The following is a 13,899-nucleotide window of genomic DNA, read 5'->3' as shown; positions in this document are numbered from 1 at the left end:
AGACAAAAACTATACGATAATAAGTTTAATAACTTTTGGGAATGAGCTAATCTTTTTATTGAGTATCTGTCTTTTTTAAGATGATAATAGTAGGGGTTGTTCTTGCTTTTTATGACATTAGCTGTTACACTATCGTCCGTTAAGGTGTTGCAAATGCAGTAATTGCAACGCTTTTGTAAGGTCTCTCACACGCCTCCGCCATTTTTTTATGGAGCCTTGATATTACAGACTTTTCAGAAGCCGATTACTGGAATTTGCACCCTTAAAGCCTTATAAACACTTTGCTACACAGATTGCTACACACACTTACCACAGTGTAGTTAAGTTGTGATTAAAAAGGTAACGTCCTGTTCTATTCTTTTATTAAATTGTGGTACAATTGAGTTTGTCCCTATGGAATATCTCCCCTTGACTAATATCTGTATATCTTTATATCTAAACTTTACCCCAAGAAATAATAAATTTTCCCTTTATGATATTATTAATAAATAGAGTTTTTACCATAATTAGACCATCGTTGGTATCTTTATATATCAAGGAGGTTTGAGGAATGGCTGTTAAAAATCCAATGACAATTGATTTCCTTCGCTCAGCATATGGTGGTGAAAGCATGGCCCATATGCGTTACTTATTATGGGGGGAAGTAGCCCGTAAAGAAGGTTTCCCAAACATTGCCAAACTTTTTGAGGCTATAGCGTATGCTGAGTTGGTTCATGCTCGAAATCATTTTACTGTTCTTGATGGGGATGTTACAGATCACCCAGTAACGGCCGGTGGTGTTTTTGGCAATAAAGAGACTGCAGAAAACCTCACTGGAGCTATTATGGGAGAAGATTTTGAAATCGATCAAATGTACCCTGTTTATCTTGAAACTGCCCGATTTCAAGGAGAAAAAGATGCAGTTCGTTCTTTTACCTACGCTTTAGAAGCTGAGAAGCTTCATTCCAAACTTTTCTCAAAAGCACAAAATGCTGCACGTAGTGGCAAAGATATGGAATTTAAAGATGTGTACGTCTGCCCTGTATGTGGGCATACTATACTTAACGATGCACCCGATAAATGTCCTGTTTGTGGATTAGCTAAAGAGAAGTATTTAAAATTTTAAAAGGGAAAAAGGGGCGTGGAATACAAAAACGCCCCTCTTTTTTACAATTTTACTTGTTTAGCTCCTTCTTCTATCAGGAGTTCTTTTATTCGTTCCCGTTGATCGCCCTGCACTACTATGATATACCCCTCTAAAGAACTACCACATCCAAGTTGTTTTCTCAAAAATTTTGCGAGTAGATTTTTTTCGTCTTGGTTTCCAAAAGATGTTTCTATAAGAGTAACAGTTTTACCCGCTCGTCCCTTCCGTTCTATTCTCAAAACTATTTTGCCCTTTAGAACTTCTTGGTATGTTGTTAGTACTTTTTTTTCTTCTTTCACTTTTTTTTCTTGCTGCGATGAATGAGCATCAGTAACCTTAAAGGTATTTTTGAAAATAGGATTATAGAGCTCTTCGTTATCTATAGGCGCAGTCTTTTTTTTCTGTCGGGTCATTTTACATTCACCTTTATAAAGCTTTCAAATAATCAATCGTTGTCTGTATTATTTCGCCTTCTTCAGAAAGCACAATTTGACCTTCAAAGGGGATTTTTTTGCCTGAAAAAACAAATGGTGCAATCTGTAAATAGAACAGGTTCACATCGTGAAGGGTAAAACTTTCATCTATGTCGAACCATTCAACTGTTCCTTCTTCTCCGCTCCTTAATTCTCCCGAATATGAACGGCAGGTAAAATAAAAAGTAAGAGTCTCATTTGAATTGTTTTCCTGAAAATTATGGACTATACCAGCTAGCTCAAGAGAACATGGAGTAAGTCCTGTTTCTTCCTGAACTTCTCTAATGCATGCCTGAGTAAGACTTTCTCTTTTTTCTTTTTTTCCGCCAGGAACAGTAAGTGTCGCTGCGTATGGTTCCTTGTTTCTTCGTATCAAGAGAATTTTATTCTTATCAACAATGAAACAAAAAACGATAATTGACGTATATGCATACTCCTCACTATTCATCCTCAACCCTCCTACCAGTTAAAAAGAACTTCTTTATTTTTCTCTAAAAACGTCTGTTCATCAAGAGAAAAGAGCGATATAGGGTCTACAAGTTGCCCTTGCAGCGCAAGACTAAAATGAAGATGTGGTCCTGTTATTCGACCAGTTACTCCTGTTTTTGCAATAATATCCCCTTTTGAGACAGAATCTCCTGTTTGCACAAGAAATTCTGAGAGATGACAATACATTGCAACAACACCATAACCTGAATTTATATAAATAGTTTTTCCACTAAAATAATGATCAGCTACAAGGGTAACCGTTCCATTTGCTACTGCACGTACTTCCGTTCCTATCGATGCTCTTAAATCGATTCCTGTATGGGGATTAGAAGGACGCCCATTAAGCACACGTTTCTTTCCATAGGTACTTGTAATGTCTCCTATTACTGGCTTTTGCAAAGGTAATTCCAAGTAGTTCTCGTTATTAATATCGAGTAAGACTTTCCGTACTTCCTGTCGCTCACGTTTTATTCTTGGAATAACCTCCGAAGGAGGCGTAACCATCTTTTGTGGCAACGATAAATGTTCTTCAGGATACGCTTTAAATAGAACTTCAATAGGAAGTGCAAAATTTTTTATACCATTCCCCATAAGGGTTTCAATACGAAGCGTTGCTCTACCTGGCACAGCAGTTTTAACACTTGTTCCCAAAAGAAGAGTTTGTGTAAAATCGTTTTTTTCTGCGAGATACAATGGGATTTTTTGATCACACCAATAAAGAGTTCCTTGAACATCTGTCGCTTCTGTTTTAAATCGAATCAAAAAAGGAACTCCTATCTTCACAGATGAAGGTGCCAGCACTTTCATTTCACCCCCATAAGCTACATTCCCGAGAAAAAATAAAGCGATAACGCAATATACGACGTTTTTAAAAAAGAAAAGATTTTTTTTCTGCATTAAGAAACTATCTCCATTATTAGATTTTGAATTGAAGGCTTTATGTCAACCAAATGTATAGAACGTTCAAAAAAGGGTTTAGCTCGTTGTAATTTTTTATTATCTGTATAGTAAACATCAAAAATTGGATTACCTTTTTCTACAAAATCACCTTGTTTTGCTCGTAAATGAACAGATACAGAGAGATCAATATGATCGCCTTGTTCTGTGCGTCCCCCACCTATTCTCTTAACTCCCTCACCTATTTTTCTGGCGTTAAGTTCAGCTAAGAAACCACTTTTTGAGGCATAAAGAGTGTATTTCTCTTTTGCTGGTCTCAGATACTTTTCTGGAGAAATACAAACTTTTTTCTCTCCTTCTTGTGCCTCTATAAGGTCTTCCATCTTTTGCAATGCTTGACCATTTACAAGATTTTCATGGGCAATTGCTACTCCTTCTTCGAGAGAAGTTGCTTTTCCACCCAGAACAATCATGGCTCCTGCGAGATGTAAAGATAATAACTCCGTATCAGATGGCCCCTCTCCTTGAAGTGTTTTGATAGCTTCATATACCTCCATACTATTTCCAATCCATTCACCCAAAGGTTGATCCATAGCACTTATAATAGCCATGCTTGGATGGTTTAACGATGCTGAAAGGGAGACCAAAGCCTGAGCTAAGGCGCGTGCTTCAGGAAAAGTCTGCATAAAAGCTCCTTGCCCACATTTCACATCAAAAACGAACTTAGATGCTCCTCCCGCCATTTTTTTGCTTACAATACTACTGCAGATAAGAGGAAGAGAAGGAACTGTAGCTGTCACATCGCGTAGAGCGTAAAATTTCCCCTCTGCTGGAGCCAACTCCATGGAATGACCAGATATTGCACATCCGATTCTTTCTACTTGTTTTAAAAAAGTTTCTGTAGAAAGGTGCACATTCATATTAGGAATAGACTCAAGTTTATCTACTGTTCCTCCCGTAAATCCCAGTCCGCGACCAGACAACTTAGCTACAGGAAGACCTGACGCAGCGACAAGAGGCACAACTATAAGTGTCGTTTTGTCTCCTACACCTCCAGTACTATGCTTATCTACAGCATTAAAACCGCGAGGAAAAGGTACAATGTCCCCAGAGTGAGCAAGAGCCAGAGTAAAACTTTTTATCTCTTGCTGACTCATTCCTTTGTGAAAAACAGATGTCAACCACGCGCTAACCTGATAATCAGGGATTTTACCTTTGTGAAATTCGTTAACAAAGAACTCTATGTCCTCAGATTTATGAGAGATACCTTCTCTTTTCTCTTCAAGAAAAGAGAGAATATCAAACATTTAGATCACCAATTTTTTGCAAAAGTCCTCGCAATAATGTTGTCAGCTTTCCCGTTGCTTTGCCCATCTCTCTTATCACTTCTTCTTCAGAGAGTTTTTGAGACGTTACTCCTGCAGCATAATTAGCAACGCACGAAACAGCAAAGACTTTCATTCCCATGGCGTGAGCGACAATTGTTTCAGGAACGGTAGACATACCTACCACATCGGCTCCCATAACACGAGCCATACGAATTTCAGCAGGAGTTTCATACGAAGGGCCAGAAAAGGCTATATATACTCCTCGATGAACTAGCAAGTTGTTTTCTTTTGCAACTTCATCTGCCAATCGAAGAATGTCTCTATCGTAGGTATATGACATATCGGGAAATCTTTCTTCTTTAGCAGAAATAACAGGCCCGACAAGCGGATTAGTTCCCATAAAATTGATATGATCGTATAGCATAACCATATCACCGGGGAGATAAGAGAGATTAATTCCACCAGAGGCATTGCTTGCTAAATAATAGGGGACACCCCATTCTCCAAAAACACGCACAGGGAAGGTAACATCTTTCATGGAATAGCCTTCATAAAAATGAATGCGTCCCTGCATAACAGCTACATACGTATTATCCAAAAGTCCAAAAACTAAACGCCCTGCATGACCTGGGGCTGTAGAAAGTGGCCAATGAGGAATCTCCTTATAAGGAACTATAATAGGATCCTCAATAGAATCTGCTAAACCACCAAGTCCAGAACCTAAGACAAGAACTGCCTCTGGAAGACAAGAAACTTTTTTTTGAATGTAAGAGAGAGCTTCAAGAATATTTTCGTTATAGCTCATATGGAACACCTCCGAATTTATGCTCGTGGATGAGCCCTATCATATATGTCTCTTAGTTCCAGGTCAAAATGTACATATTTTTCCGTAGTGGCAATAGAGGCATGTCCTAATAGCTCTTGTAACGTACGAAGATCCATCCCTCGCCTTAGTAAATGAGTAGCGAAGGAATGCCTCATTATATGAGGGAACAAACGTGAAGTAGCTATTCCAGCGATCTTCCCTCTCTTTTTTATAATTCTCCATATATCTTCACGCCGTAATGGTTTTGATGTTTTAGAAAGAAACACTTCTTGGGAACGAGAATTTTGTGGTCGTGCCGTTTCGATGTAAAAACGCACGCGACGACTAACTTCACCTAAAAAGGGTATGCTTCTCTCCTTTTCGCCCTTACCCAAGATGCGTAATGTGCGACCTGAAAAATCTATATCCCTTATACATATTGCACAAAGTTCGCTGGCTCTCAAGCCACAGCTATATGCAGTTTCAAGAAGAGCTCTATCGCGGATGTCAAAAAAAGAATTCCCAGCACACGCTTCTAAAATCCGCTCTACTTCACCTTCACTTAAGATACGAGGCAAATCCGTTCCTTTATAAGGGAGTGTTGGCAAAGAAATCTCTTCATCAACAATGTTTTCCGTATCAAGATAACGTAACCATGATCGAAGGGCAGCAATGGCACGTTGCTGCGAGGACCGTTTTTTCCCTTCATTATGTAGGTAACGTTGATATCTTTCTAAAATCGTTGAATTAGGGGGGTATGCAGGTTTGTTGTTTTTGTTACAAAAATCTATCCACGCCTTAATATCCCGATTGTAAGCTTGAATAGTATTTTCACTACATCCTCTTTCTAAAAAGAGGTAATCAAGAAAATCATCAAGTAATAGTTCTTCATCTAACTTCGACATGATTATTAAAAAGGGGCTGGATTTACCAGCCCCTCCTCCCTGTGCTATTTTTTAGTTATTGTTTAGGTAGTTTAAAAGCCAGGCTAAAGCTCCAAAGGTTTTACAATCCCGAATTGATCCATCTTTTAAGAGGGCTGATATTTTTTTTACAGGAACAGCTTTCACTTCAATATCCTCATCTTCATCTTGTTCAAGAGAGGAAGGAGAAAGGTTTTGGGCTAAGAAAAGCGCTATAACTTCATCACTGAAACCTGGAGAAGTATAAAAACGCCCTACCTCTTCAAGCTTACCAGGATAATAACCTATTTCCTCTTGAAGTTCACGTATTGCCGTATCTTTAAAAGTTTCGCCCTCTTCAACAATTCCAGCCGGAATCTCAAGTATTTCTTGATCCAATGGATATCTGTACTGTTTCACCAGCAGCACTTCATTTGCCTCTGTTAAAGGAATTATGGCAACAGCTGGCTCATGTTCTACCACTTCTCTCATTGTTTTACGACCAGAAGCAAGACGTATATTATCGACTCTGAGGTCTAAAATCTTTCCTCTATATATAAGATTTCGTGATAGAACTTTTCCGATATCTTCCATTTATTTTTCAAGTACCTTTCTGGCTAATTCCTTCCCTTTTTCAAAGGCTTCAAGGTTCATAGGTAAAAACTTGGGTTTTCTTTTCCCCAGTTTTTCTTTAATTGTTTCGATACACGTATCACTCTCAACAATACCAGTAGCCTCAACAAGTGTTCCCAAAGCTACTATATTGGCAACTTTGTCACTTCCAAGTTCTACTGCAAGAGAGTTTGCAGGTACAGCTATCACATGTATATCTGTTCGTGGATTTTCATAGGTAACGAGATCACTGTTGTAAATAAGAACTCCACCCTTTTTAACTGAATTCTCAAATTTAGTCAAAGAAGGCTGGTTCATAATAACAGCAGCATCAGCTTCTGCTACAACTGGTGACGCTATTTCTTCGCTACTAAGAACTACTCCACAGTTAGCAGTACCACCGCGCATTTCAGGCCCATATGAAGGAATCCACGTTACGTGTAACCCCTGTGCTATTCCTGTATAAGCCACAAGCTGGCCCAGAACCATAACGCCCTGTCCGCCAAATCCTGCTGCAATGAGGCTTTTATTCATTTTTTCAGTCATCGTGTCTGCCTCCTACTCGTAATCTTTAAACAACCCGAGTGGATAGTAAGGCATCATTGTATTTACTGTCCATTCAAAAGCTTCCACAGGTCTCATTCCCCAGTTTGTTGGGCAGGAGGACAGAATCTCTACAAAAGAAAAGCCTTTCCCATCAAGTTGATATTGGAAAGCCTTTTTTAAAGCCTGTTTTGCTTTAATTATATATTTGGGCTGCGCTACGGAAACGCGCTCAATATATGCAGGAGCTGCCAAGGCATTAAGTAACTCACACACCCGGATTGGATATCCGTTAACCTTTGGATCTCTACCAAGAGGACATGTTGTTGCTTTTTGTCCGATAAGCGTCGTTGGAGCCATCTGACCGCCAGTCATACCATAAATTGCATTGTTGATGAACACAACCGTAATATTTTCGCTTCTATTCGCAGCATGAATTATTTCTGCTGTTCCGATGGAAGCAAGGTCTCCATCACCCTGATATGTAAATACTACTTTATCTGGGCGAACACGTTTCAAACCGGTTGCCACTGCCGGAGCACGTCCATGGGCTGCTTCGCAGAAATCTGTATCAACATAGTCATACATCATAGCAGCACATCCAACAGGAGCTACACCTATTGTATTATTCTGAATCCCCAGCTCATCTATAACTTCACAAATCAAGCGATGAGCGATACCATGTCCACATCCTGGACAATAGTGGGTATGGACTTTAGGCATCCATGTTTTGGGACGTTCATACACTTTAACTTCTTTCATTGTAATATCCCTCCCTACTCCAGGCCGAGCAATTTTCTGCACTGCATCTCTATATCTTTTACTGAGGGCGACATACCGCCAGAGCGACCATAAAAACTAATAGGAATGTTGCATCCAGTCGCGACCTTGACATCGTCCACCATTTGACCGCAGTTCATTTCAGTTACAAGAATATGTTTTACCGATCCTGGTAATTTGGCAAATTCATCGTAGGGATAAGGCCATAAAGTAATAGGGCGAATAAGTCCCACTTTATGTCCCTCTTCTCTCAAAGAGTTTATAACGGAGCGTGAAATTCGTGCGGTAGTTCCATATGAAGCTATAACCAACTCAGCATCATCAGTCATGTACGTTTCACAACGAACTTCATTCTCCTTAATTTTCGCGTATTTTGCCTGAAGATCTCTATTATGATCCTCAAGGGCTTCCGGAGAGAGGTATAAGCTCTTTAAAGAACTTCGTTTTCCTCTTCTTTCTCCCATATACCCTAAAGCCCATGTGGTATTGTCTGGAACATTCTTATCTGTATAAGTTTTTATCTCAACAGCTTCCATCATCTGACCCATAAAGCCATCAGCAAGAATAATGACAGGGTTACGGTAACGTTGAGAAAGCTCGAAAGCCTGTTGCGTCAAATCAACTGCTTCCTGCAACGTGCTAGGAGCCAAAACTATCAAATTATAATCGCCATTTCCTCCACCCTTTGTAGCCTGAAGATAATCAGCCTGAGAAGGAAGGATACCACCAAGACCTGGGCCACCACGCATAACATTGACAATAACTACAGGAATTTCAGCACCAGCCATATAGCTGATACCTTCTGACATAAGAGAAATTCCAGGGCTGGAAGACGTTGTCATTACCTTATGCCCAGTTGCACCGCCTCCCATGATCATATAACTTGCAGCCACTTCACTTTCTGCTTGAACAAAGGTTCCCCCGACCTCTGGCAGATGGGCTGACATGTATTCAGGAATTTCATTTTGCGGCGTGATGGGATATCCAAAGAAGAACTTGCAGCCGGCCTGAATAGCGGCTTCTGCAATGGCTTCAGTTCCTTTCATAAGTACGCGTCCCATTAGATTTCCACCTCCAGAAAACGTTAGCCTTCAACGATCTTATAAACTTCGATCGCTGCATCAGGGCAACTAGTTGCACACATAGAGCAACCAATACACCCATCTTTAAACTGCTCAACCGGTCTGTGCCCTCTGCTATTGATCTTCTCTGATATCCTAAGCACCTTTACAGGGCAGGCAGCCACGCAGAGACCACAGCTCTTACAATACTCCTCAAGAACGTTAATACGTCCTTTTGCCATTACGAGACACACCCCTTCCACTTTTAATTCGATTGACGAGACCACATAAAACCTTCTTCCCAAGGAAGAAGCATAAATCTTGACAGGGGCCATATGGGAACAGGATAGCCTTCTCCCAAGATTTTACTCACATCAGAAACAAGGGATGGATTGACTCCAGCATAGAGAACTGGCAGGTCAAGAGATTGGCCTGCTTGATAAACAGTTTCAATTCCTTCTGCAGCGTCTTGGGCGGTTGTTTCGTGCATAAGATGGGAGTTACAAATGAGTGCGTTTATTTCAAGGCCACAAATACTTTCCATTTTAGTCATCATTTTTTTAATTCTGGAAACTGTTGAAGTTTGAGGGCGAAAAGCATTAACGACAAGAATAAGCCTATAACCAACTTTTTTGATAATAGGCTCGAACTGTTTAAGAGCCAAGGCTCCCTCCGCATCCCCACCAATATCCATAAGAAGGCGGGAGCTTTCATCATGAAGGGCCCAATCTACTTTGGGCGTAACAAGAGCCATATCAAGCCATTTAGCCTGTTCTGGCATGGTAATTACAGATAATCCTTGTTTTTCTAAAGTCTCACTTACTTGGCGAATGCAAAAATAGGGGTTGATAATATCAATATCAGCTATCGTTACTTTATCTCCATTAGCCTGAAGTCCTTGCGCCATATTTAAAACCCATTCTGTCTTTCCAGAACCGAGAGCACCCGTTACGGCTATTGCCTTGGGCCATTGGTAACGACGAATCAAGTTTGCAAGGTGGGAGTGAACCTTATTCACGTAGATTGTCTCCTTTCTTCAAATGAATGCCCCTGCTCCAATCTGCCCCTGATTGAACTCGCCGTCCTTCAGGTTGAACTTCAAGAAGAAGAACAGCTTGTTTCCCTAAGGCTATAAGAGGAAATCCATTTATGAAATCTAGAACTTCGCCAGGAGTTCCAGCTTCTTCATGAACAGTTGTTTTCCAAATTTTTAGTCGACGTTTTTTGTAGTGAATAAAGGCACCTGGCTGAGGATTTAAAGCTCTCACTTTATTATGAAAATACCATGCATTGGTATTCCAATCAAGCTGAGTTTCACTTTTTTCTATTTTTAAAGCATAAGAGACAAGTTCAGAATTTTGTAGCGTAGTCTTATTAGTTCCATCATTATAAGATTTTACAACTACTTTCAGTAAATTGCTACCCTCTTTAGCTAATCTCTTAAATAAATCTCCCGATGTTTCGTTCGGATCAATCACAATTTTGGTCTGCCCCCAGATTGGACCGGCATCCATTTCCTCTACCAATCTGAACACAGTTACCCCTGTTTCCTCTTGACCATCCATCACTGCTCTCTGTATGGGAGCTGCTCCACGATACTGAGGTAATAATGAAGGATGGATATTCAAACATCCCATTTTAGGAGTACTTAAGAAGGGTTCTTTTACTTTTTGCCCAAAGTCAACGACAACAATACCATCAGGAGGAGACGTTAAGAGTGCATTTGTAATAATCTCATCCTGAGAAAGTTTGTTCGTTCTGGAAACCGTTAAATCGAGTTTCAGGGCTGTCTCCTCTACACAAGAGATCGTTTCTTTCATACCCCTGCCAGCGCGAGTAGGCATACTTGTAATAATCCGATCAAAACGCACATTTTCAGATGTAAGATTCTCAAGGCATAAAGCAGCGAATGGTCCTGCTCCAATAAACCACATTGTCATCGTTTACGTTCTTCCTTTTCGTATTGTCTCATTTTTTTACGAATGATGTTCTTTTTTAGTGGCGAAAAATGATCTATAAGTAGTTTTCCCTCTAAATGATCCATTTCATGAAGAAAAGCTCGGGCAAGAAATCCTTCGGCTTCAATCTTCCTTTTTTCTCCATGTTCGTTATATGCTTCTATAACGACATTTCGAGAACGTTTTACATTTCCAAAGATACCAGGGAAGCTTAGACAACCTTCTTCTCCAACTTGCTCTCCTTCGCTGGATAGTAAAACCGGGTTGATAAGAACATAAAGAGTATCATCATAGAAAACTACGGCAAGTTTTTTTGACAAACCAACCTGTGGAGCAGCAAGCCCAACTCCATCCGACTCCAGCATAATAACTTTCATTTCCTCAATTAAATCCATAAGTTCAGAGTCAAATATTTCGACAGGTTCCGTCTCTTTTCTAAGTATAGGATCTGGATACGTTCTTATTTGTAAGTTTTTCAAAAAACTCGCTCCTTCAAATTGCAACTTTTCAAAATTATATTCAGTAAAAGGGGCTGCTGAAACCAGCAGCCCCTTTTATATTTTAACGATTAAGAAAATCTTTTAAAACATCTCCGATGGTAACGGAAGGTTCCTCTTCGTGGAACGCTGGCTGCTGTTTGTTTCTATTTTCGTCAGAAGCTTTCTGAGCGAGACGTTTTTTCTTCTCTTCTTCACGATTCTTTCTTATTTCCTCTTCGTAAAGGGCGCTAATACTAAGTCTCATTCTCCGCTCTGCCGGATTAATTTCAATAACTCGCGCCAAAACTTCTTCGCCCTCAGATAAAACATCTTCAGGTTTATCTACACGTTTTGTGCTAAGTTGAGAGATGTGAATGAGTCCTTCAACACCTTCCTCTATCTCTACGAAAGCACCAAAATCAGCAAGTCTTACCACTTTTACTGTAATGTCCTGTCCTTTGGAATAACGATCTTCAATTCCAGACCAGGGATCATGAAGCTGCTTATAGCCGAGGCTCATACGTTTCTTCTCAGCATCGACTTCAAGCACCATAACTTCAACTTCCTGACCCTTTCTGAGAACATCTCTTGGATGTTTTATACGAGCCCAGCTCAAATCGCCAATATGGATAAGGCCCTCAACGCCAGGTTCAACTTCAACAAACACGCCAAAATCGGTTACGTTGGTAACTATGCCTGTACCACGATCTCCGGCTTTCCAATTTTCTTCCACGATGCTCCATGGATCGGGCTGTGTCTGCTTAATACTTAGAGAAATTCTATTCTCATCTTTGTCAATGCCAATGACCTTTACTTTGACAGTTTCGCCCTTTTTAACAACTTCTTTGGGTTTCACATTGCGTTTCCAAGAAAGCTCGCTGATATGAACAAGACCATCGATAGGTCCAAGATTAATGAAGACGCCAAAAGAAGTAATGCTACTTACTTTACCTTCAAGAATGTCACCTTCGGAAACGGTTGCATAGAATTTATCTCGCAATTCTTCAACAGCCTCTTCAACAAGCAATCTTCTTGAAAGAACAAGACGTCTCTTGCGACGATCTTTTTCTAAGAGCTTAACATCAAAAACTTCTCCAACAAATTTACCCGGGTTAACTCCTCGTCCTTCCTCAGCTAAGTGAGAGATGGGAATAAACCCTTCGAGATTAAAGCAGTTCACCATCAATCCGCCTTTAACCTTACGAAGACCCCGAACAGATATAAGTTCATGAGAAGACAAATATGACTCTAACTCTGCCCATCGTCTGTCGAATTCAGAACGCCAGCGGCTCACTAAAAGTTGAGCATCTTCGCCATGTCGTACGTTGATGACCTGCACTTGGATTTCATCGTTAATTGAAGGCTCTTCGTCCTCTTCAACCAATATCTTATGAGTCCATTCTCTTCGAGGAAGAAAACCTTCACATTTATATCCTACGTCAACCAACCAACCATCATCATTAGCTCCGACGATTGTTCCTGTGACAACTTTACCTTTGTGAATTTCTTCTACCTCGTAATTTTTGAGCATTGACTCCATGCTCTCAAGGTTTTCATTTGCTTCAAGCTCATTGTTCATCTTTTCTTCTTCCATCATAACCTTCCATCCCCCTTGGCTACCTACGTGATGACCATAATTTTTTTTAGCTGATTAATCAGCCAATCCGGAGTGCTAGCTCCGGCTGTAATTCCTACTCGCGCCTTATCCAGTAACCACCTCCTGTCTAATTCTTCAGCGTGTTCTATCCACACAACATCAACTCCGGTAGAGCGAGCAATTTCGTATAACTTCCCGGTATTGGCACTGTTTCTACCACCTACTACGATAATGCCTTCTACCCGTTGAGCTAATTTGCGTGTCGCATCCTGACGTTCACGAGTTGCATTGCAGATTGTGTTGTAGACGCGCATTTCCTCTGATTTGAGCGCGAGCTCTGAAACAATTGCAGCAAAATCTCTGCTATCTTGTGTCGTTTGAGATATTACCCCTATTTTGGAGATTTTACCAACATTTATAACACACTCTTTACTATCTATGATAAAAGATTTATCTCCAGCGATTCCCTTAAGAGCCTTAACTTCCGGATGGTTACCATTTCCAACAATACAAACTTCAAAACCTTCTTGAGCTAAAACTTTGGCCCGTTCTTGTGCAATTTTTACGAAAGGACATGTTCCATCAGTTACCTGTGTGCAACGTTCATGAAGAGATTTTAACAATTCAGGTGATACCCCATGAGCTCGAACAAATGTACGTGATGCAAGAGGGATTAAGTCAGGAGAGTCTACAACAACAAGGCCCTTCTTCGTAAGTCTCTCTACTTCTTGTGGATTGTGTATCGGCATCCCAAGAGAATACACGGGGCCTTCTTCTTTTAATATTTTTTCTAGCGTTTCAATAGCCCTACGTACGCCAAAGCAAAAACCCGTAGGATCTGCAACTATT

Annotated in this window: 17 protein-coding genes; 1 reads left to right on the top strand and 16 read right to left on the bottom strand. The window is 40.3% G+C overall.

Features of this window, described 5'->3' with window-relative positions:
• Positions 1 to 550 precede the first annotated feature (550 nt).
• Positions 551 to 1,105 carry a rubrerythrin family protein gene (locus tag VB083_RS03305; RefSeq protein WP_213690153.1) on the top strand — a complete coding sequence of 185 codons (555 nt, stop codon included), beginning with the start codon at positions 551 to 553 and terminating at the stop codon, positions 1,103 to 1,105.
• Between the two features lie 41 nt (positions 1,106 to 1,146).
• On the opposite strand, the gene VB083_RS03300 is transcribed toward VB083_RS03305, so the two are convergent.
• The 16 genes from VB083_RS03300 to ispH form a co-directional block, all read right to left on the bottom strand.
• A complete protein-coding gene (locus VB083_RS03300) occupies positions 1,147 to 1,539 on the bottom strand; it encodes a translation initiation factor (protein ID WP_213690154.1) in 393 nt (130 codons plus the stop codon).
• Between the two features lie 13 nt (positions 1,540 to 1,552).
• Positions 1,553 to 2,047 (bottom strand): NUDIX hydrolase, encoded by a 495-nt coding sequence (locus tag VB083_RS03295; RefSeq protein WP_213690155.1) that lies wholly within the window; start codon positions 2,045 to 2,047, stop codon positions 1,553 to 1,555.
• An 11-nt stretch (positions 2,048 to 2,058) separates the two neighbouring features.
• The gene (locus tag VB083_RS03290; protein WP_307880023.1) at positions 2,059 to 2,985 is read right to left on the bottom strand and encodes a M23 family metallopeptidase; all 927 of its coding nucleotides are present in this window, start codon (positions 2,983 to 2,985) and stop codon (positions 2,059 to 2,061) included.
• A complete protein-coding gene (locus VB083_RS03285; protein ID WP_213690157.1) occupies positions 2,985 to 4,292 on the bottom strand; it encodes a thymidine phosphorylase in 1,308 nt (435 codons plus the stop codon). Before VB083_RS03285 ends, VB083_RS03290 begins: the two co-directional genes overlap by 1 nt.
• Entirely contained in the window at positions 4,285 to 5,118 is an 834-nt protein-coding gene (locus VB083_RS03280) for a purine-nucleoside phosphorylase (RefSeq protein ID WP_213699376.1), read from the bottom strand. The genes VB083_RS03285 and VB083_RS03280 overlap by 8 nt, the downstream gene beginning before the upstream one ends.
• A 17-nt stretch (positions 5,119 to 5,135) precedes the next feature.
• Positions 5,136 to 6,023, bottom strand: coding sequence for a tyrosine-type recombinase/integrase (locus VB083_RS03275; RefSeq protein WP_213690159.1), 888 nt, complete (start codon positions 6,021 to 6,023; stop codon positions 5,136 to 5,138).
• A 51-nt stretch (positions 6,024 to 6,074) separates the two neighbouring features.
• A complete protein-coding gene (locus tag VB083_RS03270; protein ID WP_323401733.1) occupies positions 6,075 to 6,614 on the bottom strand; it encodes an NUDIX hydrolase in 540 nt (179 codons plus the stop codon).
• Entirely contained in the window at positions 6,615 to 7,178 is a 564-nt protein-coding gene (locus VB083_RS03265) for a 2-oxoacid:acceptor oxidoreductase family protein (protein ID WP_213690161.1), read from the bottom strand.
• A gap of 12 nt (positions 7,179 to 7,190) precedes the next feature.
• The gene (locus VB083_RS03260) at positions 7,191 to 7,937 is read right to left on the bottom strand and encodes a thiamine pyrophosphate-dependent enzyme (RefSeq protein WP_213690162.1); all 747 of its coding nucleotides are present in this window, start codon (positions 7,935 to 7,937) and stop codon (positions 7,191 to 7,193) included.
• A 14-nt stretch (positions 7,938 to 7,951) separates the two neighbouring features.
• Positions 7,952 to 9,016, bottom strand: a complete 1,065-nt coding sequence (vorB, locus tag VB083_RS03255; RefSeq protein WP_213690163.1) for a 3-methyl-2-oxobutanoate dehydrogenase subunit VorB — start codon at positions 9,014 to 9,016, stop codon at positions 7,952 to 7,954.
• Positions 9,017 to 9,039: 23 nt separating this feature from the next.
• Positions 9,040 to 9,258: a 4Fe-4S dicluster domain-containing protein gene (locus tag VB083_RS03250; RefSeq protein ID WP_213690164.1), complete on the bottom strand. Its 219-nt coding sequence runs from the start codon at positions 9,256 to 9,258 to the stop codon at positions 9,040 to 9,042.
• Positions 9,259 to 9,281: 23 nt separating this feature from the next.
• Complete coding sequence (locus tag VB083_RS03245) at positions 9,282 to 10,034, bottom strand: hypothetical protein (protein WP_213690165.1); 753 nt, start codon at positions 10,032 to 10,034, stop codon at positions 9,282 to 9,284.
• On the bottom strand, positions 10,027 to 10,956 hold the full coding sequence (fmt, locus tag VB083_RS03240) for a methionyl-tRNA formyltransferase (RefSeq protein WP_213690166.1): 930 nt from the start codon (positions 10,954 to 10,956) through the stop codon (positions 10,027 to 10,029). Before fmt ends, VB083_RS03245 begins: the two co-directional genes overlap by 8 nt.
• A complete protein-coding gene (gene def, locus VB083_RS03235; protein ID WP_213690167.1) occupies positions 10,953 to 11,453 on the bottom strand; it encodes a peptide deformylase in 501 nt (166 codons plus the stop codon). The genes fmt and def overlap by 4 nt, the downstream gene beginning before the upstream one ends.
• An 82-nt stretch (positions 11,454 to 11,535) precedes the next feature.
• Positions 11,536 to 13,050, bottom strand: a complete 1,515-nt coding sequence (locus VB083_RS03230; RefSeq protein ID WP_213690168.1) for a S1 RNA-binding domain-containing protein — start codon at positions 13,048 to 13,050, stop codon at positions 11,536 to 11,538.
• 23 nt (positions 13,051 to 13,073) lie between these two features.
• Complete coding sequence (gene ispH, locus VB083_RS03225) at positions 13,074 to 13,898, bottom strand: 4-hydroxy-3-methylbut-2-enyl diphosphate reductase (protein WP_307880075.1); 825 nt, start codon at positions 13,896 to 13,898, stop codon at positions 13,074 to 13,076.
• Position 13,899 lies beyond the last annotated feature (1 nt).

Source organism: Aminobacterium sp., from assembly GCF_034926885.1.
Taxonomy (GTDB): domain Bacteria; phylum Synergistota; class Synergistia; order Synergistales; family Aminobacteriaceae; genus Aminobacterium.
The sequence above is the reverse complement of the archived record's forward strand: the minus strand, read 5'-3'. Positions and strand labels throughout refer to the sequence as shown.

Bases quoted from the DNA above. Each gene is read 5' to 3' on its own strand.
- VB083_RS03305 (WP_213690153.1), top strand. From the start codon at position 551: ATGGCTGTTAAAAATCCAATGACAATTGATTTCCTTCGCTCAGCATAT.
- VB083_RS03300 (WP_213690154.1), bottom strand. From the start codon at position 1,539: ATGACCCGACAGAAAAAAAAGACTGCGCCTATAGATAACGAAGAGCTC.
- VB083_RS03295 (WP_213690155.1), bottom strand. From the start codon at position 2,047: ATGAATAGTGAGGAGTATGCATATACGTCAATTATCGTTTTTTGTTTC.
- VB083_RS03290 (WP_307880023.1), bottom strand. From the start codon at position 2,985: ATGCAGAAAAAAAATCTTTTCTTTTTTAAAAACGTCGTATATTGCGTT.
- VB083_RS03285 (WP_213690157.1), bottom strand. From the start codon at position 4,292: ATGTTTGATATTCTCTCTTTTCTTGAAGAGAAAAGAGAAGGTATCTCT.
- VB083_RS03280 (WP_213699376.1), bottom strand. From the start codon at position 5,118: ATGAGCTATAACGAAAATATTCTTGAAGCTCTCTCTTACATTCAAAAA.
- VB083_RS03275 (WP_213690159.1), bottom strand. From the start codon at position 6,023: ATGTCGAAGTTAGATGAAGAACTATTACTTGATGATTTTCTTGATTAC.
- VB083_RS03270 (WP_323401733.1), bottom strand. From the start codon at position 6,614: ATGGAAGATATCGGAAAAGTTCTATCACGAAATCTTATATATAGAGGA.
- VB083_RS03265 (WP_213690161.1), bottom strand. From the start codon at position 7,178: ATGACTGAAAAAATGAATAAAAGCCTCATTGCAGCAGGATTTGGCGGA.
- VB083_RS03260 (WP_213690162.1), bottom strand. From the start codon at position 7,937: ATGAAAGAAGTTAAAGTGTATGAACGTCCCAAAACATGGATGCCTAAA.
- vorB (WP_213690163.1), bottom strand. From the start codon at position 9,016: ATGGGACGCGTACTTATGAAAGGAACTGAAGCCATTGCAGAAGCCGCT.
- VB083_RS03250 (WP_213690164.1), bottom strand. From the start codon at position 9,258: ATGGCAAAAGGACGTATTAACGTTCTTGAGGAGTATTGTAAGAGCTGT.
- fmt (WP_213690166.1), bottom strand. From the start codon at position 10,956: ATGACAATGTGGTTTATTGGAGCAGGACCATTCGCTGCTTTATGCCTT.
- VB083_RS03230 (WP_213690168.1), bottom strand. From the start codon at position 13,050: ATGATGGAAGAAGAAAAGATGAACAATGAGCTTGAAGCAAATGAAAAC.